We start from the raw sequence: 23321 nt of genomic DNA, 5'->3' as shown, positions 1-23321 counted from the left end.
ATTTACGCGGCGCGGCGGTAAAATTTCAACCTGCGTTACGAAAATAAACGGCAAAAGAAAAGTAAGGATTAATGAAATTTGTTATATTATACGCGCATTTTTAAGAAGCGAGGCGAAAATGACCGAAAGCTGCGTATCACAGATCTATTTTGCAAAAAGAGGCGAGCTGACGCCGCAGATGAGAGAGGTCGCGCAAAGCGAGCGCATGGACGTGCGGGCCTTGTGCGATCTGCTCGCGCAAGGAAGAGCGATCATCCCCGCAAACGTTAATCACAAAAGCCTAAAACCTATCGGCATCGGGCGCGCACTGCGGTGCAAGATCAACGCTAACATCGGCTCCTCGGGCACGACGAGCGATATTGAGGGCGAGCTAGAAAAGCTCGAAACCTGCTTAAAGTACGGCGCCGATACGGTGATGGATCTAAGCACGGGCGGCGATTTGGATGAGATCCGCGCCGCCATAATCGAGCGCTCGCCCGTACCCATAGGCACGGTGCCGATCTATCAGATGATGTATGAGCTGGGCGATATTAAAAATTTAAAAACGAGCGCTATTCTTAGCACGATCGAGAAGCAGGCGCGGCAGGGAGTGGATTATTTCACGATCCATGCGGGCTTTAAGCTCGAGTTTATGCCGCTGCTGTCTCGTCGCAAGATGGGCATCGTAAGCAGAGGCGGCTCGCTGATAGCGTCGTGGATGATGAAATTTCACAAGCAAAACCCCTTCTACGAAGCATTTGATGAAATTTGCGATATCTGCGCCGCCTACGATGTATCACTATCTCTGGGCGACGGCTTGCGCCCGGGTTGCTTATACGACGCGACCGATAGGGCGCAGCTTAGCGAGCTTGAAATTTTAGGCGAGCTAGCCCTGCGCGCGAATGAAAAAAACGTGCAGGTGATGATCGAGGGGCCGGGACACATTCCGTTTAATGAGATCGAGCTTAATATGCAGCTAGAGCGCAAGCTCTGCCGCGATGCGCCGTTTTACGTGCTGGGGCCGCTTCCGACCGACATCGGCGCGGGCTACGATCACATCAGCAGCGCTATCGGCGGGACGATGGCTGCGTATTGCGGCGCCAGCATGCTCTGCTATGTAACGCCCAAGGAGCATCTGGGGCTTCCCAATGCAAAAGACGTCAGAGAGGGCATCATCGCGCATAAGATCGCCGCTCACGCCGCGGACGTTGCGCTAGGCAAAGCGGGCGCGATAGAGCGCGATCACGAGATGAGCGATGCGAGGTATAATTTTGATTGGAACAGACAGTTTGAGCTTAGCTTCGATCCTGCGCATGCGCGCGAACTGCACGACGAGAGCCTGGGCGATGAAATTTACAAGGGCGCGGAGTTTTGCTCGATGTGCGGGCCGAAATTTTGCGCATATAAAATCAGTAGAAATTTAACCGAAAATAAGGAGAAGGAATGAGTAAAGACGAAGTCTTAAATTTGCTTAAAAGCGTGATCTATCCGGGCTTTTCTAAAAGCATCGTGGATTTTGGATTTGTAAAAGAGGTCGAGATTGGCGATAGAATTTTCGTAGGGATCGAAATCCCCAGCGCCAAGCCTGAGATCGCAGCAGAGCTTAGATCGGCGGCGCAAAAGGCGCTCGGCGCGGACGCCGAAATTTTAATCAAACAGCCCAAGATCGCCGAGGAAAAGAGCAACTCTCGCAGCGGCAAAAATATAGCGCCGCAGATCAAGCATTTCGTGATGATCAGCAGCGGCAAGGGCGGCGTAGGCAAGAGCACGACGACGCTAAATTTAGCTATCAGCACGGCAAAGCTCGGCAAGAGGGTAGGGATTTTGGATGCCGATATTTATGGGCCGAATTTGCCGCGAATGCTAGGAGAGGACAAGACGCAAGCAAGCGTCGTGGGGCAGAAGCTAAAGCCGATTTTAAGCCACGGCGTGGAGATGATGAGCATGGGCGTGCTGATGGAGGAGGGCGCGAGCCTCATCTGGCGCGGCTCGATGATAATGAAGGCGATCGAGCAGCTGCTAAAAGACGTGGCGTGGAGCGATCTGGACGTGCTGTTTTTGGATATGCCTCCAGGCACGGGCGACGCGCAGCTTACCTTGGCTCAGAGCGTGCCGGTGACGGCGGGCGTGTGCGTTACGACGCCGCAGACGGTCGCGCTGGACGACAGCGCGCGCGGGCTTGATATGTTCGAAAAGCTCCACATCCCGATCGCAGGCCTTATCGAGAATATGAGCGGCTTCATCTGCCCAGATAACGGCAAGGAGTATGATATCTTCGGTCGCGGCGGCGCGCAAAAGCTGGCGCAGCGATACAACACCGAAGTAATCGGCGAGATCCCGATCGAGATCGCTATCCGCGAGGGCGGCGACAGCGGCAAGCCGGTAAGCTTCTACGCGCCCGATTCTTTGAGCGCGAAGCGCTACGAAGAGGCTGCGCGCAAGCTGTGGGAGAAGATCGAGAAGATCGACCGCGAGGAGCTGGCGGACAACTCCGCGATCCAGCCGGTGATGGACGGAAAGAGCGCCTGCTCGAATTAGGATTTTGGCGGGCGCGACGTCAAATTTCGCGTGGAATTTCTCTTGAATTTTGCAGATTGAAATTCAACGCGGAATTTAATAATTTGGAATTTTACGTCAAATTTCGCTGCAAATTTTATAATGCTCGCAAAATTTCGGTATGCAAATCCGTCATAGAATTTTGCCCGTAAATTTAGCGGGTAAAATTTCACGCGGGTTTCGCGGCTTGGAATTTCACGCCGAATTTTGTAGCTCGAAATTCCTGGCAAAAATTCCGCCTCGAAATTTTGAAGTGATTTTACGGCGTCAGTAAAATTTTTGTGTATAGAATTTCGTGCAGAGGTTGTAGCATTAAATTTTAAAGCTTGAAATTTCGAGCTAAAATTTTACCCAAGCTTCGTTGCGTGAGATTTTAGATAAAATTCTAAGCGTGAAATTTTACGGCGGAAGTTAAATTCCAAATGCGCAATTCAATGAGGTAAAATTTGCTTTAGAATTCTGCCTTGGAGTTTTAAATGTAAAATTTTAATCGCAAAGCTTTGCCGTGGAATTTTAAAATGTGAAATTTTATCGCTAAAACTTTGTTTTAAAATTTTAAGATAGGGCTTTAAAATATGAATTTTAGGCTTGAAATTTTATCGCGCCTAACTTTTTAGCGGTAGCCGTAGCATTGCGCTAGTTTAAAATTTTATTTCGCCGGATTTCATGGCGGTGGAGTTTATCTGCGAAAGCCTCTGTAGAGCTTATTTGGAGTAGAATTTTATCTGTAGCGGTCGCGGCAAGGAAATTTCTTGCGCAGCTGAAATTTAAGCAGCTGGAATTTCATTCGTATAGGCAGGAAGCTAAAGCGGCAAAATCCCTAAGCCTAGGACTTTTAGGTTTAGGGATTTTACTTTTATACGAAATAAGAAAGGTCGGTAATGAGGTTTTTGATTATTTTGGTGCTTGCATTTGCGGCGTTCGCGCAAGAGAGCAATATGCAAAAATGGGCGAAAGAGATTACCGCGGACGCGCAGATCCCACAGGATAAGTTTTTGGCGTTTTATCTGAATAAAGATGAGCCTAAGAAGGTGATTTTCTCTGAAAACGTCGATCGCATCAGCGTCAATTACGAAGGAAATTCCTTTCATGAAATCCCGTCTCCAAATCTTATGGCGTATTGGGTCGGCGAGTTTAATTTCGACGCAGATGTCGAAAAGATGGTGCTAGGAGATTACGGCTGGTCTACGCTGGTAATCGCTGTGGACGGCACGGATGTGCTAGGCGGAACATCTAGCAATCAAAAGCGCCCGCTTACGTATAAATTTAGCAAAGGCAAGCATAAGATCGAAGCGTGGTTTTTAAATGACGCGCATTCCAGCGAGCTTTTCGTGGATTTTAAAGATGTAGAGCCCTTTTATCGTCAAAAGGACGCCGTAGCCAAGATCCCTGCGGATAAGGACTATGATCTGTGGCTGGGCGCGATCTACGAAAGCGCGCAGATGAATAATCGCGTCAAGCTAAATTTAGCCAAATCTGCTAAGCCTATCGTGCTACTGCTTAGCTCATATCGCGCCGTGGAGTGGGAGATCTCAAATCCGCAAAAGAATGAAATTCTAGCCGTGTTAATTTACAATCCCATTAGTAGCGTCCGCGGCGTAAGCGGTGCGCTTTACGTCGAGGACTACAGATACACAGAGGCTGCGGATGGGCTTAAATGCGAGTGCATCTCGGGCAATGTCTTTCACTGCGACGGCAGCGAGATTTATGATATGAACGGGCGCGTAAACGGGATATTTGGCAGAGGCCTGGGGGCATTTGCCGGCAAGCACGCCGTAAATTCCTTAGATTTGCCGGGGCTTGTTATTACACCAAAAATTTTAGACGAAAGCAAAGCTCGCCTACTCTCGGTAGAAGCGGACCGCAAGAAATGCGAAAGCACGCCGATGGATGATGTGTTTAGGTGAGATGAAATTTTAAAATTGGAGGAAAAAATGAGTAAAATTTTATATAATTCTTTGATTTGTATTTTTATAGGAGAAAAAGATGTCAGGAAATTCTGGAGGTATTTTTAAAAAGTTAAAAGAAATTTCTGGGGAAATTTCAGTTACTTTAAAATTAATTTTTTCAATAGCACTTATACTTTCCATTATTGCAGGCTTTACTTTTGTGATTACTTATATGAGGGGTAACAGATTTTTTAGTTACGAAATTTTTAATGTAAGTAATATATGGATTTTTTTACTTGCAGGTATTTATGCAGTTATAATTTTAATATGTGCATACGGATTCTTTATTTTGGGTGCTTGTATGCGCATAACGCAATCCAACCCTAATGTTGATAGGTGTCTTTTATATAAGTGGCACGATAGTGGTTCCCTCTACATCTTTATAAATATACTTTTTGTAATTTTTGTATTTTTTATAGGTTGTTATTTTGGGCATAATGACAATTTTGTTACGACTTCCTTTGCGATACTTGCAATAATATTTTATGTTATGTATATATTACCGGTACTTGAAGATTGTAAATATATAAAAATACTTTTTATGGTATTGGCAATTATATGTACATTATTATTTGGCTATTTTTGTTATTGTAGGCTAAATATTTCTTTTGTGAGGTCAGGTCTTTTTTTTACAGGATTAGGGGTAGCGATATTTCTCATTGTGTACCAAGCTATAAGTATAAAAAGACTTTTTATAGCAATTAGTATGGCTGTATTTCTAATCTTACTTATTTCTATGCTAATATTCCCTATCATATGGGTTGATATATATAAGGAATTTTTTAAATCTATAAATTTAGCTTCCGATCATGCTGAAATTTATCTAAAAGATAAAAATGAATCCGTTATTAGCGGTAAGTTAATTTTCGATGACGGCAAATATGCCTATGTGGAATTTGACCGCACGGTTAGCAATTGTGGCGATGTCGGCGATTCTTGCATTAAAACTATAAGAAAGAAAGTCCCTAGCGAGGATGTGAGTATTTTTGTTTCGCCGGAGCAACAGCAAGATAAGAAGTCCGAAGCAAAACTACAAGAAGCCAAACAATCTAAAGCGAAATAATCAAGAATTTAAAAGCGCGTGTTTTCGCTTTTAAATTCCATTCATGCGCCTTTTCAAATCCCCTTTTAAATTAAATTTAGCTATACTCCCGCGCAATTTTGCGATTAAGGATTAAATATGAAAGAGATTAAAAGCCTAAGCGAGCTGCGAGCTTTTGCGGATAAAGTTCGCGCCGCAAAGGGTTATCGCGATCCGATGATGTGGGCGATCGGTCGCGTATTCAAGGGGCGTGCGGAGGGACATAAAAGCCTAAGTGTGAATTACGCGTACGTAAATTTTAAAGATGGGCTAGTAAGCGCAGCAGTGCTAATCCATGCTCTAACCGAATGCGGCGAGGTCGTGGATTTTAGCGGTAGTGAGTGCGTCCTTCCGCTAACGCACAAAGCCCTAAAAAAGGCGATCGAGGCTTTAAAATTTCTACAGCCAGACGCTAAAGAGGGCGCGCACAAAAATCTGCAGGTGCTACTTGCGGTTAAAGAGGCGATGAAATCGGACGAGCACGCGAGCTTTTGCGCTAGCTTTATCTTTGAGGATACCGCGCCGAAAAGCGTCGAGAGCGTCTATCTCAAGCTTTACGCGCTTTCGCTAAATCTCTGCGAGCCGCGCACGCTCAATCTAGACGGCGCATTTAGCGTGCTTCCGAACGTCGCGTGGGACGAAAACGCCCGCCCGATCGAGCTTTGGTGGCTGCATGAAAACGAAATCCATTTAAAAATGCAGGGCCGTTATCCGCGTATCATCAGCGTCGATAAATTTCCGCGCTACCTAAGCCACGTCGCACCGCCGCAAAACGTGCGGATTTTAGACGATGCGAAAGTGCGTTTGGGTGCGCATATCGCCGCGGGTACGACCGTGATGCCGGGTGCTGCGTATGTGAATTTCAACGCAGGCACGACTGGCAGCGTTATGATCGAGGGGCGCGTCAGTAGCTCGGTCGTCGTGGGCGAGGGCAGCGACATAGGCGGTGGCGCGTCGATTTTGGGTGTGCTAAGCGGCACCAACGGCAATGCTGTGAGCATCGGCAAACACTGCTTGCTGGGCGCAAACTCCGTCACGGGCATTCCGCTAGGTGATCGCTGCATCGTGGATGCTGGTATCGCGGTACTTGAGGGCACGAAGGTTTTCATCGCGCAAAAGGATCGCGAGGCGCTAGCGGCGCTAAATGCGGGCTTTGCGTTCGATCGCGAAATTTATAAAGGGCTTGAGCTTTCCGGGCTTAGCGGACTTCACTTCCGACAAAATAGCCAAAGCGGGCAGATTACGGCAAGCATTAGCAAGCGTGCGATCAAACTCAACGCGGAACTGCATTAAAATTTATAAATTTAAACGCGAGGCGGATTGGCTGGAGCTTTTCAAAGCTACGTTAAATCTATAACTTAAACGGCGAGCTTGAAAAAGATACGGATGATCTCGCCGCACGCCGCTTTGAGCAATAGCATGTGATCCATCACAAAAATTTTCGCTCATAGAATTTCACGCGGAATTTAAAGAATTTTTGCCGCGATTTAGAAAATTTCTAGCGGTGATTTATGGAATTTACGCCGCTAATTTAACGCGAAAGCTTTTGGCGGCTCGCGGATTTTTGCCGCGCAGAGGGTTCTTAAATTTCAAAAATAGATTGAATTTAAAATTTTAATATGATAGATTTCAAATAAAAATAAGGAGATGAAAATGAAAAAATTTATACTCGCCCTATTAGGCGTATTTATCTGTAGCGCAGCGCTTGCGGGAGATGCCGATGCCGATGCACAGCGCTGCAAATTTTTGGCGGACGCCGTAAATGGGCGCAGTCACCCAGAGACTGAAGATATAAAGTTGGGCGCGGCTACGTGCGAAGGCGATAAATTTATAGTTTCCATGACCCTAAAAAACATAATTTGGGATAAAGTAGATCCTAAAATAAAGCAAAATTTTGAGAGAGTTTTGCGCGCCGATAGGCAAAAGGACGTTTGCGAGACGATGAAAGCGGGCGGTCTAAATCGCATAGGCGTGCGACAATTTCTGCAAAGCGGCGAAAAAATCGCCGATCTGACCTACACGCGCAGCGATTGCGGCTTAGAGTAAAATTTCAAAGGAGAGATAATGGAAGTGCCTCAAGCGGCGTATAGCAGAGATAAAATCATCATTCGCACCGGTGCGATCGGTATCATTTCAAATGTAATTTTAGCGGCATTTAAGGGCGTCGTGGGGCTGATCTCGGGCTCGATAGCGATCGTGCTTGATGCGGTAAATAACCTAAGCGACGCGCTTTCGTCCGTCATTACGATCGTGGGCGTGCATCTTGCTAGCAAGCAGCCCGATCGCGCGCACCCCTTCGGACACGGCAGGATCGAGTATCTAAGCGCGATCGTAATCGCCGTCATCATCCTCTATACCGGCGGCGTCTCGCTCGTTGAATCGATCAAAAAGATCATTCATCCGCAAGCGGCGAATTATAATGCGGTTTCTCTCGTCATCATCGCCGTAGCCGTCGCAGCGAAATTTAGCCTAGGGCTTTATACTCAAAAGACGGGCGAGCGCGTAAATTCTGACTCGCTCATCGCTAGCGGTGTGGATGCCAAATACGATGCGCTCGTATCGCTAGCAACCCTCGTAGCGGCTTTGATTTCGCTTATTTTCGGACTGAGCTTAGAAGCGTATCTGGGCGCGATAATTTCGGCTCTTTTAATCAAAACGGCGTATGAAATTCTACGCGACACGATCAGCAAGCTTTTGGGTTCGCGTCCGAGCTTGGAGCTTACGAATGAAATTTACGATGTCGTGCGCGGCTTTGAGGGCGTCATCGGTGCGTATGATCTGATGTTTCATGACTACGGGCCCGACAAGATGGTCGGCAGCATCCACATCGAGGTCGCAGAAAGCACCACCGCGGCGCAGATCGACGCTCTTACGCGTCGCATCCAAAATGCCGTTTTTGCGAAATTTAATATCATCCTAGACACCGTAGGAATTTACGCGTTTAATAAAAACGATCCGCGCGCCGCCGAGATCTACGAGCATATCAAACAGATGGCGCTTTCGCACGAGTTCGTCTCGCAGATACATGGGTTTTATCTCGACGAGGAAAAGCGCTCGATCAGCTTCGACGTTATCGTCGATTTCGCAGCGCCCGATATGGAGGCGACGTTTCGCGCAGTCTGCAAGCAGGTGCGCGCGGCGTATCCGAACTACACGCTCATCATCACTCGCGATAGCGATTACAGCGGCTAAAATTTAAATTGCTCTAGCGGTTTAAATTTAATCGCGCTCGCCTGCGCCCCTTCGGCGAAATTTCAGAATTTTAAGCTACAATAGGAGAAATTTATCGCAGCTCCGCGCGGCGCAAAAGCCGCAATAAACCGCGAGATGAAATTTGCGCGCAAAACCCGGCAGAAGCCCGTGCGCAAGGCAACGCAAAGAGAAATTTAAAAGGAAAAATATGGTTGAAATCAAAGATCTAACGATGCGCTTCGGCAAACAGCTACTTTTTGAAAACGTAAATTTAAGCCTCGATAAGGGCAGGCGGTACGGCCTCATCGGCGCAAACGGCGCGGGCAAATCGACGCTACTTAAAATTTTAAGCGGGCAGATCGAAGCAAGCAGCGGCGAAATTTTAATACAAAGCGGGCTTAAAATCGGCGTTTTGGGGCAGGATCAATTCGCATTCGAAAGTTTCAGCGTCAAAGACGCCGTGCTCTACGGCAACAAGCGCCTTTATGACGCCGTGCGCGAAAAGACGCAGCTTTACGAAGCGGGCGAGTTTAACGACGAGATAAACGAGCGCCTCGGCGAGCTTGAGATGATATGTGCGGAGGAGGATCCCGCTTACGAGTACGAAACGCGGATCGAGAAAATTTTAAGTTCGCTGGGGCTAAACGACTTCGATAAAAAGATGAGCGAGATCGAGACGAGCGATAAATTTAAGGTCCTTCTCGCGCAGGTGCTCTTCCCGCGCCCCGACGTGCTGTTTTTGGACGAGCCTACGAACAACCTCGATATCGACGCCATTTCGTGGCTCGAGTTTGAGCTAAATCACCACACGGGCACGCTCGTGGTCATCAGCCACGACCGCCACTTTTTAAACCGCGTCTGCACGGACATCCTCGACGTGGATTTTAAGCGGGTACGCGAATTTAGCGGCAATTACGACGACTGGTTCATCGCGTCCAATCTCATAGCCAAACAGGCGCAGTTCGAGCGCGAGAAAAAGCTCAAAGAAAAGGCTGAGCTTGAAAAATTTATCGCTCGCTTTAGCGCCAACGCAAGCAAAGCGAAGCAGGCCACGAGCCGTCAAAAACAGCTCGACAAACTCGATCTTAGCGAGCTTGCGACCTCTTCGCGCAGGGAGCCTAGTATTTTATTTAAGCCCGCCCGCGAGATCGGCAATGAAATTTTAGAGCTAAGCGGCGTGGATATGAGCTTCGGCGATATTCAGATTTTGAAAAATTTTAACCTCAAGCTCGCTCACGGCGATAAGATCGCGATCATCGGGCGAAACGGCGTGGGCAAAAGCACCCTTTGCAAGATCATCATGGGCGAGCTCGCGCCTCTTAGCGGCAAGGTCCACATGGGCGCCACGATCGAGCCCGGGTATTTCGCGCAGGATACGAATAATAAAATTTCAGGCGAGCTCAAGCTCTACGAGTATCTACAAAGCCCGCAGAATAGGGATCTGGATGAAATTCGCAAATGCCTTGGACGTATGCTTTTTAGTGGCGCGGAGCAGGAGAAAAGCGTGGGTAGCCTAAGCGGCGGCGAGAAGCACCGCGTGATGCTAAGCAAGCTAATGCTGCAACGCCCGAACCTGCTGGTGCTTGATGAGCCCAACAACCACCTCGATCTTGAGGCGATCATCGCGCTCGGCGAAGCGCTGTATAACTTCGCGGGATGCGCGATCTGCGTGAGCCATGACCGCGAGCTCATCGACGCGTTTGCAAATAGAATTTTGCACCTCAAAGGAGACGGTGAAATCGTTGATTTTAGGGGAACTTACGAGGAGTATCGCGAGAGCTTGGGGGCGAGCGATGATTAAGATCTGCGTAAACGGCGAGCCGCTACAGCTGGCGCAGGATATGAGCGTGAGCGAGTTTTTGCGCCGGCGCGGACATGATCTGCGCCTAGTAGCGCTCGAGCGCGACGGCGAAATTTTAAAAAAAGAGGCGTGGGAGAACACGCAGATCTCAAGCGGCAAAAAATATGAGATCGTCGAGTTCGTAGGCGGCGGCTGAGGTCAGAGCTTTGAATTATTTTAAAAACTACGGCGGCTGAGGTTTAAATCCGCGCGAAAGCCGCTAAATTTTAAGCGGCGTAGCGGTACGGCGGCTGGGGCTTAAAATTTGCATGCGCGTCGTTAAAATTTTAAACGATACGGCGGAGCGGAGACATAGCGGTGTTTGGGATTTTTAAATTTATGAGGAAGCCGCGGTGGCCTGGCGTCTGTGGCGAGCTTTTAAATTTTGCAAGCGAATTGAGGTGCGGTAGCTTAACGCAGGAGTTTTAAAATTCGCTCCGCGGCGATAGAGTTTAAATTTTATTGCGGCGGGCGTTAATTTGCGTCGCCAGCTGCGGCGGCAGGACGTGGGCTTTAAAACTGCACCGGCGCTGCAAGCTTGAGCGCGGGAATTAAAATTTACGCCGAAGTTGCGGGATTTGGGTGCAGAGTTTTTAAAATTTATCCCAAGATCTATGCCGCTATGCACGCTGAGGCGTATGCTGTGGCCCGTTTTTTCGTCAGTTGGGCTTGAAATTTTAAATTTAGCCGCAGCGCGGGTTTATTCGGGCGTTTAGCGGCTTTTAAATTCAGCGGATCGCTTTAGCGCTTCGCGAATTTAAATTTAGCCGACAGGCGGGGATTAATGCGTTAAAATTTAACGGATTTAGCTTGCGCTGCGCGTTCCGTACGGAGCTCATACAGCGCCCCCCGTATTAGCCGAATTCAATACGCAAGGTTAAAAGATTACGCGTTAAAAGCAGGATGAAATTTGCGGATTAAAATCGCGTGCGATGCGCTCGGTACGCCCCGCGTGCATCGCAGCTCGTGCCAAGCGTTTGCGTAGAGTGCGTCGTAGCTGCGTAGATATGTCGCAACTGTACCGCAATATCGCATAGATGTGTACCCAGTTTGCGCAGATATGAGGCGTCGTGCACTTAAATTTGCGCGATAAATTTAGACGGCAAAAAGATAAAATTTAGGATCAAAATGCAGATAAAATTAAATGGCAAAGCTTACGAAACGGGCGCGAGCGATCTTGAGGGGCTGAAGCGCGAGGTTAAATTTAGCGGCGAGATCGCCGTGATAAACGGCTATGCGAGCACGCAAAACTGCGAGCTGAAGGCGGGCGATGAGCTCTTTTTGCTCGCGCGCGGCGCGGAGCTGGCGCCGCAGGAGCTTCGCGAGCTGATGCTTGCTCGCAATGCCCCCGCCGTAAATGAGGCGCTGCAAGGCTCGCGCGTGGCGATCTGCGGGCTCGGCGGGCTCGGCTCCAACGTCGCGATCCTACTTGCGCGCGCGGGCGTGGGCGAGCTCTTTTTGATCGACTTCGACGTCGTCGAGCCTACCAACCTAAACCGCCAGCAGTACGAGATCGGCGATCTTTACAAGCCCAAAACAGCCGCTCTGCGCGAAAAAATCGCGCGCGTAAACCCGTTCGTGTGCGTGCGAACCTTAAACGAGCGACTTACCGCGCAAAACGTAGCCGAAATTTTAAAAAACGAGCGTATAATTTGCGAGTGCTTCGACGACGCGGCGGCGAAAGCGATGATTTTTGGTGCATTCGGCGGTACGGATCGCTTTTTGATCTGCGCTAGCGGCATGGCGGGCAGCGGCGATGCCAACGAGATCCGCACGACGCGGCTCGGCAAAAACGTTTTCGTCTGCGGCGACCGCAAAAGCGCCGCGGCTCAGGGCGTGGGGCTGCTCGCTCCGCGCGTGGCGATCTGCGCCGCACATCAAGCAAACGTCGCGCTTAGGCTGATTTTGGGCGAGGAGGGCTAGGCCTGGCCGCTCATCGCGCGCCTGCATTTCTAAATTTACGCGCCTTGTACATTGCCGCTAAATTTAGCTTTGCGCGATTATTTTTGAAAAGTATAGGGCGTTTCGGCGGCATACGCATACGGCGCGTTTAAAAAGCGGTCTGAAATTTACCGCGCGCCACGTAAATTTAAACGCAGCGTATAAATTTAAAGCCGTTGCTCCGCCGCAAAATTTTAAACAGCGCTTTGAAATTTTGCGCCGTCTGTTTGCGACTAAAATTTGACGAGAAATTTTAGAGCCTCGTGCGGCGCGTTAAAATAGCGACAGAAGCAAGGTGCACAATCTGTGCCGCAATTTCGCGCTGTGCATAACGCGCTGCGCGAGTGCCGATATTGCGCTATCTGCGCCGTATGTGAAAACAAAATTTAAACTAAAGAGGATAGAATGGACGATAAACTGATCTTAGGCGGCAAGGAGTTTAGCTCGCGCCTGATAATGGGCTCTGGGAAGTTCGATCACGCGATGATCGATGCCTGCGTGCGGCACGCGGGCTGCGAGATCGTCACGCTTGCGCTGCGCCGCGTAAACGAAAGCAAGAGTCGCAATATCTTGGATTTCATCCCCCGCGGCGTCACGCTGCTGCCAAACACCAGCGGCGCGCGAAACGCCGAGGAGGCGCTGCGGATCGCACGGCTCGCGCGCGAGCTGGGATGTGGCGACTTCGTAAAGATCGAGATCATAGGCGACAGCAAATACCTTCTGCCCGACAACGCTGAGACGATTAAGGCCTGCGAGGCCCTGGCGCGCGAGGATTTCGTGCCGCTTGCCTACATGCACGCCGATCTGTGCGCCGCTCGCGATCTGGTAAGCGCAGGGGCTGCCGCCGTGATGCCGCTTGCAGCGCCGATCGGCTCCAACCGCGGGCTGATGATGCGCGGAATGATCGAAATTTTACTAGACGAAATCGACGTACCGATCATCGTAGATGCGGGGCTCGGCGCGCCTAGTGAGGCCTGCGAGGCGATGCAGATGGGCTGCGCCGCGGTGATGGTGAATACGGCGATCGCCACGAGCGGGGATCTGGCGCTGATGGCGCGGGCGTTTGCGCTCGGCGTGCAGGCGGGGCGCGATGCCTATCTGGCGGGGCTAGGCGTCGTTTCTAAGACGGCCTGCGCAAGCTCGCCGCTAACGGGATTTTTGAGATAGCGGTTAAAATTTTAAGCGCGCTTGGTTGTGCGAGTCGTATTTTTTTGCGCCGAATTTGCCTTTCTTGGGTTGTACGGATACATATCACGCAAGGTTTTTGCGCCATGTGAGTTAAATCTCAGCACACTTTGTTAAGCCCTATGCCGAACGATATAAATTCCGCATTTCGCTAGGCATCTTAAAGTGTAGTGGCGAAAAGTATAATTTGGCAGCGGTGTAGCGCGCAGCAGGCTCGGCGATCAAATTTTAAAATTTAATCGGGCTGAAAGCAGCCCGATCGAGAGAAACCCGATTGATCGGCGGGCTATTTTAGCATGTCGTATTTATCGCAGTATTCTCGTAAAGAGTCTTTATCGTAGCCGAATAACCCTGGGTGTTTTTTGCCCATTTCGCAGGCCTTTTGATAGTATTGTGTCGCCCTTGCTCTGTCGCCACCTGCTTCAAGAACTGAAGCAAAATTCCCGCACGCCATCCAACTTCCCGCATCGCAGGCTCTTCTGGCATATCCCATAGCCCGCGTCATATCCATTTTAATCCCTTTACCATTTGCATACATATAACCTAAATTGTTGCAGCCGTCTGCATATCCGCCGTCGCAAGCTTTATCGAATAGTTCGACAGCCTTTTTATAATCTTTTTTCACCCCTTTGCCACCATGATACATTGCTCCCAAATCCGAGCAAGCTACATAATCGTTTCCGTCGCAAGCCTTTTTAAAGTAGTAAAGTGCTTTTTTATAATCCCTATCGGATGCGTTTCCCCCGAACAAGGTCGGATTTTTATAAAGAGCGCCGGCGTAACTGCAAGCCTCAAAATCACCTGCTTCGCAATTTTGCTCAAATTGTTTAACTTGCTCTTTGCTAAAAGTTATGCCAAAAGCCAAAGAGCCCAACAGGGCTAAACCTAAGATGATTTTTTTCATTACTTCTCCTTAAAATTTTACGAAAGTATATTCTTTCATCTTTTAATAATCACTAAAATTTAAAATGCGAACGGGGTGCTCCGTTTTAAAATTTTTTACCGAAATCCTGCTAAAATGCGCTTCTAAACCAAACGAAAATAAACTTTGCGGCGCGTAAATTTGCACGCGCAAATGTGTCGCGTGGAATTTAAATGAAAATTTAAAAGGAAAATTTTAAAGATGATGAAAACCGGCTATCTAGCGGGCATGGAGGATATCGGAAGCGAGATGATGGAGCGTACGCTTGCTCTGCGCGAGGGCTTTTGCGAGGAGGCGAGCGAGGCGGACGTGCAAAGGGCGATCGGCGCGAAAAATAGGGATCTGCGCGATTTTGCGGCGTTACTAAGCGTGCGCGCGGGCGAGCATTTGGAGCAGATCGCTCGTACTGCGGCGCGCGAAAAAGCGGCGCATTTCGGCAGCAACGTTGCCGTTTTCACGCCGATTTACATCTCAAACTACTGCGACAATCTGTGCGTTTACTGCGGCTTTAACTGCAAAAACAAAATCGCGCGCGCAAGGCTTGATGAGACGCAGCTAAAGGCGGAGTTTGAGGCGATAGCGGCGAGCGGGCTGGAAGAAATTTTGATCCTCACCGGCGAGAGCGAGAAAAACAGCCCCGTGCGCTACATCGGGCGCGCCTGCGAGCTCGCGCGGCAGTATTTTAAGGTAATCGGCGTCGAAATTTATCCGCTAAACTCCGCCGATTACGCCTATCTGCACACTTGCGGCGTCGATTTCGTCACCGTTTTTCAAGAAACCTACGACCCCGCGCGCTACGCGCAGCTGCATCTTGCTGGCAACAAGCGCGTTTTTGCGTATCGCTTCGCAGCTCAAGAGCGCGCGATCAGAGGCGGTATGCGCGGCGTGGGCTTTGCGGCGCTTTTGGGGCTCGGGGACTTTCGCCGCGATGCCTTTGCTACGGGCGTGCACGCGTGGCTGCTTCAGCGCAAGTACCCGCGCGCCGAGATTGCCTTTTCGGTGCCGCGCCTGCGCCCGATTATCAACAACGATAAAATAAACCCGAAAGACGTCGGCGAGCGCGAGCTGCTGCAGGTGATGTGCGCGTATCGGCTGCTGCTGCCAAGTGCACAGATCACGATCTCCACGCGCGAGAGGGCGGGCTTCCGCGACAATGCGATCAGGATCGCGGCGAGTAAAATTTCAGCGGGCGTAAGCGTCGGTATCGGCGGGCACAGCGAGCAGAGGGGCGACGAGCAGTTCGAGATCAGCGACGCGCGTAGCGTAAGCGAGGTCTGCGAGGCGATCCGCGACGGCGGGCTGCAGCCGCTGATGAGCGAGTATATCTATGTGTGAGGCGCGAAATTTTACCGCGTACGTGGATGAAATTTACGGCACTGGACGCGAGATTTGGGGCGCCGGCCTCGAGGATAAATTTCGCGCCACCCGGCGCGGAAATAAAATTTGTAGCGTAAAATACGGCGCGGAATTTTGCAACGCCGCACACGGCGATAAAATTTATGGCGCTATGGCAGATGATAAAATTTTCGATATCGTGCCAGCTGGCGCGGGAAATTTTGAGATACAAAATGCGTGCGTAAATTTAAGACCTAGGAACACATACGCGGATTTAAAATTTAAAGGCGACGCAAATTCCGAGCTCGCGGGCGACATAAATTTTAAATTTAAAAACGGCGCGAGATTCGGGTTCTTATGTAGCGGTAACGCGAGGTCGCTAAAATCGAGCAGTTCTACGAACGCTTTGAGTTTTAGCGCTGCGGCGGAAATTTTAGCCCTTGTTTCGGCGGGCGAAATTTTGAAATATGGCGTGACGGCGTGGATTTCGGCGCTCGCCCTAGCAAGTAAAATTTTAATCCCTAGCATCGCAGGCAAAATTTTAAATTTGAGCGCCGCGCTACGCACGGATATTGGGCTTAAAGGAGCGGGCGGATGCTAGATTTAGAGCTTGCTTCGCGCATTACGATCATCACAAATCGCGCGCTCTGCGGCGGCGAGGCGGCGCTGCTTGCGCGCATAGCTGATTTTGCTGCGGCAGGCGTAGGCGAGATCGTCGTGCGCGAGAAGGACTTAGACGAAGCGGCATATGCGGCGCTGTTTGGTAAAATTTTACTCGCTCGCAAGAGTGGGTTTTGCGCGGATACAGCCCGTGCGGACGGGATTTTTGCAGATGAAGCTCGTGTCGTTAAATTTAGCGAAACCCAAGCTTTCGCGAGCGGATCGAACGCGAGCGCGGCCTACGCGGATAAAATTTCGCTCTACGAGCGCAACGCAGATGAAGTTTCTCGAAAAAAGCTCCATTCAGGCGGCGGTAGGAGCGAGCTTTGCGCGGATGGGGCTCGCAAGCACGGTGCCGCTACAGATGAGATACGGCCTAAAAATTCCGCTTGCGTTTTAGATGAAATTTTGTCTGAAAATTTTACTGGCGCTGCAAATTGCGAGAATGATAGCACACCGGGCGAAATTTCGCTTCGCGGCGCCGTATGCGAAACGAAACTAGCGGCAGAAGGCGTACGGAGCGCAGAAAATGCGGAAAGTATGCAGAGTACGCAAAGTGTGGAAAATACGAATGATGTGCATAGTGCAAAAAACGCGAGGAGTTCACAGAGCGCGCAGTATGCAGAAAACTCGGAAAGTATAGAGGGCGTAGAAAATTCACAGAGCGTGAAAAAGGCGGAAAACTCGCAGAGTGCGGAGGGCGCGCAGATAGCAGAGAGTGCAAGGCGCCTACCCATGCTATTCGTGCATAATTTCGCGGATTTTGCGCTGAGCGCGGGAGTGAGAAATTTATGGCTGCCGCTTGGTGTTTTGCGGGGCTTTAGCGCGGCGCACGGCGCGGAGTTTTTGCGTGCAAATTTCAAAAAACTGGTCGCTTCCTGCCACAGCGAGGCGGAGGCGCGCGAGGCGCTGGAGCTGGGTGCCGGCGCGATCTGCCTAAGCCACATCTTCGCGACCGATTGTAAGGCGGGGCTCGCGCCGAAGGGGTTAAATTTGATCCGCGCCGTGCGGGAGTTTTTCGCGGGCGAAATCTACGCGCTAGGCGGCATAACGCCGCGCAATTTCGCCTCCGTCCTACGCGCGGGAGCCGACAGGATCGCCGTTATGAGCTCAGCGATGGCTGCGCGCGACGCGAGCGATTTCATAAGAAAATTTAAGAAATGAATCGATCCGAAAATGCGATCCGTTTCTTTTGTCGCGCCCTTGCTGCCGTCATTTCGCGCATGCGGCGCAATGCAAAAACAGATCTTTTAATAAAATCAAAAACGCGCGAAACAGGCGCGATTTATTGCGATTTAAGCCTGAAATTATAAAATACGAGCGTTTAAGCTTAAGGATATTTTTTGGATAAAGTGCTGCTTGAGGAATCTAAAAAGCCTCTAAACGAACGACGTCGGACTTTCAAGCAAAAGCTTCGAAAAGGCGCTAGCGCCGACATCTTTGACAGTGCGGATTTAAGCGATGCGGTGGATCGCATATCATTAAATTTAAACGATGCAAATTTGAGTAGCGAAAGCCCTAAAAATACGAATTTTGATCAAACAGATCCCAAATCGCAAGCCGATTATCTTTGTGGCGCAAATTTTCGAGATACAAATTTAAAAGGCACGAATTTAAACTCACAAGCCGAGGTAAAATTTCAAAATTTAAACCCAGGCGATGTTTCATCACGAGGCGTTAAAACTCGTGATTACGATAAAGAGCCGATAATCATAAAAGACCACGCTATAATTTTAAATGCTATCATCGGCGCGATCTATATCATTACTACGATATTGATGGCGATATGCGGTAAATTTTCCGCCCAGCAAATTTTATTTCTCGTTTTGCTGGATTGCTATTTTACGTTCAGAGCATTAAATAAATTTTCAAATTTCGGCAAGTGCTATATATGCTTTAAAAATGACGACATAACTCTATACTCTAAAAAGACGGAAGCCGTTTTATATGAGACTAAAATTTCAGATATAACTTGTATCAAACGAACCACGGGGCCGTCATATCCCGAAATATCAAAAAAGACAAAATGCCTTATGCTGCTATTTGCTTTTATATACTTGCTTTTGGTTTTTTTCATAGCGGTAGTGATAGACGGAAGGGAGGAAAATTTTTGGATAATTTTTGCGGTAATTATATCGATTAGCTTTTTTCCTTTATTGCTATATAGGCTTTTTAACGGGCTAGGCTTTGATATTATAAATGACAGCATATTGATATATGACAAAAATTCTTTTATAGAGGTTTCGTTTCTAAGCAGCAAAGAATACGGGGAGCTAAAAGCCTATTTTCTAATCAAAACAGGGAAAAATTTAGATAAAATCCCGCCGCAAATTTTCGTGTAAATCATAAAAGCGGACTATATTTTAAATTTATATTAAATTATGATCGATCAAATTTGCCCTTTTTCAGCGATATGAAAACGATGACGTTTGAAGCGAGCAGGGATAAATTTGAACAAAATTTACCTCGTAAATTTACGAAGTCTCATTCCACGAGCCGCGCGCGGATGTCGCCGAAGAGCAGCACGTCCTTCAAAACGGCGCGATCGGCGTAACCGCGTTCGTTTAGGCTCAGGTGCAGCTCGCCTCGGCTGCTCGAAAATATCGGCTGGTTGATGAAAACTACGTAGATCGCCGCAGCCTGCTTATCTGTGCCCACGTCGTGCCCTTTAAAATTTACGTCCGTTGTGCCGGTTTTTGTGTCTGCTCCGCTAGAGCTTGTGCTTGTCGATGCGCCGGAATTGGTATTCGCATCGCTAGGAGGCGCGACGCCAAGCTCGCTTGCGATATTTGCGGCGGCGCTTCCGCGCGGCCTTTGGATGTCGATCCTTCCGTCAGCGCTTTTTGCGCCCGCGGCTCGGACGAAAAATTTATCGCCTGAGCGCGGAATTTTAGAGAAATTGAAAAACAAACTCAGCAGGTCATTCGTCGCAAAATAGGGCAGAATTTCATCGCTTACGAGCTGTAGCTCGCTGCCCGTGCCCTTGAACTTTTGAAATTTTATCGTTTTGCGCGCATAGTCGAAGGCGTAAGTTTTGCGCTCGTTTTTCGTCGTTTTGCCCTTTTTGCGCGAGACCTCATGGACGTAGAGATCGGGCATCAAAAGCCCCGCTACGATGCGCCCCTTCGAGCGGAAGCTCTCGCGCCTTTGCCCGCTTAGGCTGCCCGCGACGCCCTGCGCGACGGCGTCCATGACGATCTCGTAGCGATCGCCCTGCCGCACGAGCCGCGTATTTGCGCTGCCGACCGCGCCGAAAACGCCGAACGAAATCTCATATTTCGCGCTGATCGTCTCGCCCAAAAGCGCGCTCGCGCATAAAATCAAAGTAGCAAAAAATTTCATCCTTATCGTCCTTCCGCTTTTCGGCGCCCCATCATACGGCGCTCGTTAAATTTACGCTCTTTGTGTCGCTTTATCGCATTGTGTTCGTAGACTCGCGCTTAAAATTTACGCCGTTCATTGCGCTTGCTAGCTTGCACTTACGTGAGGTGCCGTTTCGTGCTGCAGATACAGCCGCGTCTGTCGCTAGTAAATCCGCTCAAATTCAAATGGCTCGCGCGGGTCAAATTCGTAAATTAGTCCTTCCAAAGCCACCATTTCAGCTTGGCTTTGTCGGGACGGGGCGTATTTGCGTAGTAACAAACCATGCGGTAAACATAGAGAATGCACCTGTCGCTGCCACGCCCGAGCGCCTTTGTGCGTTCAAACATCTCGTCCGGATCCGCGCCCTTTAGCGAAGCGATGTCGGTGTAGCCGAGTGCCAGCAGATCAGCCTCGGTCGCCTCGCCGACATAGGGGATTTTCTTAAAATCGCTCGCGCTTTTACTCAAATTTTACTCCAATCTTTATTCAAATTTTGCTCGGCTCGCCATTTGGATAAAATTTTAAAACCCCTTGAGAGTGCGGAATTTCAAAATTTCACTCGTGCGAGGCAAATTTTAGAATTTTATACACGCGGTGCGAAAAATTTTTAAAATTTTACCTTGCCGCCGGGCCGCCGCTGCGCTTATGCGCGCCTCTTTTAGTGCTAAGACGCCCGCCGCCGCGCTCATTATCGGAAATTTTATCCGCAAGCTAGCAGGGAGCTTGGGTACGGCAAAGCTTAAACGTTTTTAATCCCCCAACGAGGTAAATTTACACTTTTTAGCTAGCTTTATCTCCACGGAGATTGTTTCGTTTTAAACCCCAACGGGGTAAATTTACACTTAAGAACACCAAACATAATTGATAACCCAATAGTGTTTCAAACCCCAACGGATTTCGCAAAAAGATGACGACGGTGCTTCGACGTCATCCGAGCCGCCTTTGTGCGCATTTTGATTAAAATTTCTTTCGCGCGGAAACCATGCTTAAAATTATTTTGAGTTAAATTTTACGCAAGTTTTGACGCTAAATTTGACCCAAAATCCGCTCGCAAATTTCGCGTGGGTTTTGCGCCTGATAGATCGGACGACCGATCACGATAAAATTAGCCTCCGCCTCGCGCGCAATGCCCAGATCCGCCACTCGCTTTTGATCTGCCGCGCTCTCGCCAAAAGGCCGTACGCCCGGGCAGAGCGTGATAAAATTTGCGCTCGTGGCGTCCTTTATCAGGCGGCTCTCGAACGCCGAGCAGACCATGCCGTCAAGCCCCGCTTCGTAGCTCATCACGCTAAATTTGCGCACGGCGTCGCTTAAATTTTGCTCGTAAACCGCGCTAAATTCCGCCTGATCAAAGCTCGTTAGCGCCGAAACCGCGAGCACTAGCGGGCGTGAACTAAGCTTGTCCAGTCGCTGTATCACGGTAGCCATCGCACGCTTGCCGCTGCTTGCGTGCACGTTTATCATATCTACGCCGATTTTAGCGATCTCCTCGGCGGCGTCAGCCATCGTATTTGGGATGTCATAGAGCTTTAGATCGAGGAAAATTTTAAAATTTCCGAGCCTTTTTAGCTCCTCTATAAATCCCGCACCGTCGCGTAAATATGCTCGCAGCCCAACTTTGAGCCAAATTTTATCCGAAAAGTCCGCCAGCTGCTCCGCCAGCTGCAAGCACTGCTGCTTCGAGCCAAGATCAAGCGCGACGCAGAGCTTCACTGCTTATCCTTGCTGCGTACCGCGCCTTTGCTGCCCGCAGGTCTTTTCGAGAGTGCGCCTCTGCCACCCGCAGATTTTTTCGGTGCGGTAGAGGTTTTGCGCCCAGCGCTACTTTTGGGCGCAGTATTTTTACCCGCAGCGCCCTTTTTCGGTGCTGCGCTTTTGCCGACTCTGAAATTTCTATCCGCACCCTCTCTTTTTGGCGCAGCGTCTTTGCCTCGTTCGCTTGCCTTAAAATTTTTACTTCGTTCGCCCGTTTTGAAATTTTTGCCCGTTTTCTCCGTCTTAAATTTATCCCCGGCCTTAAAATTTCCCTCCGTTTTAAATTTTTTGCTTGCGACGGATTTTTTGGCGGACGCGCTGCGAGTTTTTAAATTAGCGGGCTTTTTAGACGGTCTGTTTCTGCTCGCCGTAGAATTTTTCAGCGTGCCGCTCCTCTTTGCCTTGGTAAAATTTTTCGTCTCGCCGTCCGTACCTGCGGGGACGAAATTTTTCGTCGCAACGTTGCTGCCTGAAACAGCGGAGCTTTTCGCCGCAGTGGGCTTGAAATTTTCGCTTGTCGTCGAGGATAGCTCGGAATTTACGCTTGCCGTTGTATTCGGCTTGGAAATTTTATCCGCCGCGATGTTTACGGGGCTATCTTTTAGCGCGTCCAGCACGCCGTTTATAAATCTTGGCGAGATGCCAAGCTCTTTAGCGGAGTTGATCGCTTCGTTTATGACGATGCCCGCGTCCGTGTCCGTAAAGCGCAACTCATACGCCCCAAGCCGCAGTATCGCACGCTCCAGAGCCGAAATTTCGGCAAGCTTAAATTCCTTTAAATTTTCATCTATCAGCGCATCGACCGCGGCAAGATTTTCGCTAGCGCCGCGCAGAAGCGCCAGCGTCCAGTTGCGCTGCTCGTTGCGAATGCGCTTTTCATCCAGATATTCGTCCGCAAAGTCCTCGCCGCCGCCGTTCATATCTTGGGAGTAAAGCAGCGAGATCGCAGCGAGCCTGGCTTGGTGTCTGGTGGCCATTTTAAGCCTTTATGTTGCGAAATAGACTTAGAAGCTCGATCGCGCCGCTCATCGCTTCAAAGCCCTTGTTGCCAGCCTTCGCGCCTGCACGCTCGATTGCCTGCTCGATATTATCGGTAGTTAGCACGCCGAAAGTCACGGGTGCGCCGTATTTTAGCATGGTGTTCGCGATCCCCTTGCTTACCTCGGCGCTTACGTAGTCAAAATGCGGTGTAGAGCCGCGGATAACCGCGCCTAGGCAGACGACGGCGTCGTAGAGCTTGGAAGCTAGCGCCTTTTCAAGCGCGAGCGGGATCTCAAACGCGCCAGGAACAAGCATCAGGCTTAAATTTTCCTCCTTGCCGCCGTGGCGCAAAAACGCATCGTGCGCCCCTTCGACTAGGCGATCTGTGATGATGTGGTTGAAACGGGCGTTGATGATTAGAATTTTTTCGCTGCCCTTAAGAGCAAGCGAGCCTTCAATGATTTTCATGATTTTCCTTTGCGTTAAATTTAGCGCTAAGCTTAGCTAAATTCGCCAAAATTCTAAATTAATTTAAACATTACGGCACTTGAAATTATGAGAAATAACAGGTGCTTTGCGCGC

20 protein-coding genes and 1 pseudogene are annotated in these 23321 nt (G+C 49.5%); 15 read left to right on the top strand and 6 right to left on the bottom strand.

What is annotated here, in order from left to right; genetic code table 11:
- The first annotated feature begins 118 nt into the window (after positions 1 to 118).
- The 11 genes from thiC (at position 119) to QZ367_RS08885 (ending at position 13705) form a co-directional block, all read left to right on the top strand.
- Complete coding sequence (thiC, locus tag QZ367_RS08935; protein WP_291939850.1) at positions 119 to 1426, top strand: phosphomethylpyrimidine synthase ThiC; 1308 nt, start codon at positions 119 to 121, stop codon at positions 1424 to 1426.
- Positions 1423 to 2517: an Mrp/NBP35 family ATP-binding protein gene (locus QZ367_RS08930; protein WP_291939847.1), complete on the top strand. Its 1095-nt coding sequence runs from the start codon at positions 1423 to 1425 to the stop codon at positions 2515 to 2517. The genes thiC and QZ367_RS08930 overlap by 4 nt, the downstream gene beginning before the upstream one ends.
- 899 nt (positions 2518 to 3416) lie before the next feature.
- Positions 3417 to 4442 carry a hypothetical protein gene (locus QZ367_RS08925; RefSeq protein ID WP_291939844.1) on the top strand — a complete coding sequence of 342 codons (1026 nt, stop codon included), beginning with the start codon at positions 3417 to 3419 and terminating at the stop codon, positions 4440 to 4442.
- Between the two features lie 79 nt (positions 4443 to 4521).
- Positions 4522 to 5547, top strand: a complete 1026-nt coding sequence (locus tag QZ367_RS08920; RefSeq protein WP_291939841.1) for a hypothetical protein — start codon at positions 4522 to 4524, stop codon at positions 5545 to 5547.
- 117 nt (positions 5548 to 5664) lie between these two features.
- Positions 5665 to 6858 carry a tetrahydrodipicolinate N-succinyltransferase N-terminal domain-containing protein gene (locus QZ367_RS08915; protein WP_291939837.1) on the top strand — a complete coding sequence of 398 codons (1194 nt, stop codon included), beginning with the start codon at positions 5665 to 5667 and terminating at the stop codon, positions 6856 to 6858.
- Positions 6859 to 7218: 360 nt separating this feature from the next.
- Positions 7219 to 7611, top strand: coding sequence for a hypothetical protein (locus tag QZ367_RS08910; protein ID WP_291939835.1), 393 nt, complete (start codon positions 7219 to 7221; stop codon positions 7609 to 7611).
- 18 nt (positions 7612 to 7629) lie between these two features.
- Complete coding sequence (locus QZ367_RS08905) at positions 7630 to 8757, top strand: cation diffusion facilitator family transporter (RefSeq protein ID WP_291939832.1); 1128 nt, start codon at positions 7630 to 7632, stop codon at positions 8755 to 8757.
- 208 nt (positions 8758 to 8965) lie between these two features.
- The gene (locus QZ367_RS08900; protein WP_291939830.1) at positions 8966 to 10558 is read left to right on the top strand and encodes an ABC-F family ATP-binding cassette domain-containing protein; all 1593 of its coding nucleotides are present in this window, start codon (positions 8966 to 8968) and stop codon (positions 10556 to 10558) included.
- The gene (thiS, locus tag QZ367_RS08895) at positions 10551 to 10754 is read left to right on the top strand and encodes a sulfur carrier protein ThiS (RefSeq protein WP_291939827.1); all 204 of its coding nucleotides are present in this window, start codon (positions 10551 to 10553) and stop codon (positions 10752 to 10754) included. The genes QZ367_RS08900 and thiS overlap by 8 nt, the downstream gene beginning before the upstream one ends.
- Before the next feature lie 971 nt (positions 10755 to 11725).
- Positions 11726 to 12520: a sulfur carrier protein ThiS adenylyltransferase ThiF gene (thiF, locus tag QZ367_RS08890; RefSeq protein WP_291939824.1), complete on the top strand. Its 795-nt coding sequence runs from the start codon at positions 11726 to 11728 to the stop codon at positions 12518 to 12520.
- Positions 12521 to 12943: 423 nt separating this feature from the next.
- Complete coding sequence (locus tag QZ367_RS08885; protein WP_291939822.1) at positions 12944 to 13705, top strand: thiazole synthase; 762 nt, start codon at positions 12944 to 12946, stop codon at positions 13703 to 13705.
- 304 nt (positions 13706 to 14009) lie between these two features.
- Here QZ367_RS08885 and QZ367_RS08880 read toward each other — a convergent pair whose 3' ends face one another.
- Complete coding sequence (locus tag QZ367_RS08880; protein WP_291939819.1) at positions 14010 to 14627, bottom strand: tetratricopeptide repeat protein; 618 nt, start codon at positions 14625 to 14627, stop codon at positions 14010 to 14012.
- Between the two features lie 219 nt (positions 14628 to 14846).
- Here QZ367_RS08880 and thiH point away from each other — a divergent pair, with 219 nt between their 5' ends.
- From thiH to QZ367_RS08860, 4 genes are all read left to right on the top strand, one after another.
- Positions 14847 to 15980, top strand: coding sequence for a 2-iminoacetate synthase ThiH (gene thiH / locus QZ367_RS08875; protein WP_291939816.1), 1134 nt, complete (start codon positions 14847 to 14849; stop codon positions 15978 to 15980).
- Positions 15973 to 16581 (top strand): hypothetical protein, encoded by a 609-nt coding sequence (locus QZ367_RS08870; protein WP_291939814.1) that lies wholly within the window; start codon positions 15973 to 15975, stop codon positions 16579 to 16581. Before thiH ends, QZ367_RS08870 begins: the two co-directional genes overlap by 8 nt.
- Positions 16575 to 17804 carry a thiamine phosphate synthase gene (locus QZ367_RS08865; protein WP_291939812.1) on the top strand — a complete coding sequence of 410 codons (1230 nt, stop codon included), beginning with the start codon at positions 16575 to 16577 and terminating at the stop codon, positions 17802 to 17804. The genes QZ367_RS08870 and QZ367_RS08865 overlap by 7 nt, the downstream gene beginning before the upstream one ends.
- A gap of 179 nt (positions 17805 to 17983) precedes the next feature.
- Positions 17984 to 18982, top strand: coding sequence for a hypothetical protein (locus QZ367_RS08860; RefSeq protein ID WP_291939809.1), 999 nt, complete (start codon positions 17984 to 17986; stop codon positions 18980 to 18982).
- Between the two features lie 142 nt (positions 18983 to 19124).
- On the opposite strand, the gene QZ367_RS08855 is transcribed toward QZ367_RS08860, so the two are convergent.
- The 5 genes and pseudogenes from QZ367_RS08855 to ribH all read right to left on the bottom strand — a co-directional run bounded on the left by QZ367_RS08855 (position 19125) and on the right by ribH (position 23207).
- A complete protein-coding gene (locus tag QZ367_RS08855; protein WP_291939808.1) occupies positions 19125 to 19982 on the bottom strand; it encodes a DUF3108 domain-containing protein in 858 nt (285 codons plus the stop codon).
- A gap of 233 nt (positions 19983 to 20215) precedes the next feature.
- The gene (locus tag QZ367_RS08850) at positions 20216 to 20470 is read right to left on the bottom strand and encodes a helix-hairpin-helix domain-containing protein (RefSeq protein ID WP_291939805.1); all 255 of its coding nucleotides are present in this window, start codon (positions 20468 to 20470) and stop codon (positions 20216 to 20218) included.
- A 559-nt stretch (positions 20471 to 21029) separates the two neighbouring features.
- Positions 21030 to 21716, bottom strand: coding sequence for an orotidine-5'-phosphate decarboxylase (gene pyrF, locus QZ367_RS08845; protein WP_367116687.1), 687 nt, complete (start codon positions 21714 to 21716; stop codon positions 21030 to 21032).
- Between the two features lie 644 nt (positions 21717 to 22360).
- Positions 22361 to 22735 (bottom strand): annotated as a pseudogene (gene nusB / locus QZ367_RS08840) (transcription antitermination factor NusB); the annotation flags it as partial.
- A 1-nt stretch (position 22736) separates the two neighbouring features.
- Positions 22737 to 23207, bottom strand: coding sequence for a 6,7-dimethyl-8-ribityllumazine synthase (ribH, locus tag QZ367_RS08835; RefSeq protein WP_291939803.1), 471 nt, complete (start codon positions 23205 to 23207; stop codon positions 22737 to 22739).
- Between the last annotated feature and the right edge of the window lie 114 nt (positions 23208 to 23321).

It is taken from the genome of Campylobacter sp., from assembly GCF_019423325.1.
Classification (GTDB): Bacteria; Campylobacterota; Campylobacteria; order Campylobacterales; family Campylobacteraceae; genus Campylobacter_B.
The sequence above is the reverse complement of the archived record's forward strand: the minus strand, read 5'-3'. Positions and strand labels throughout refer to the sequence as shown.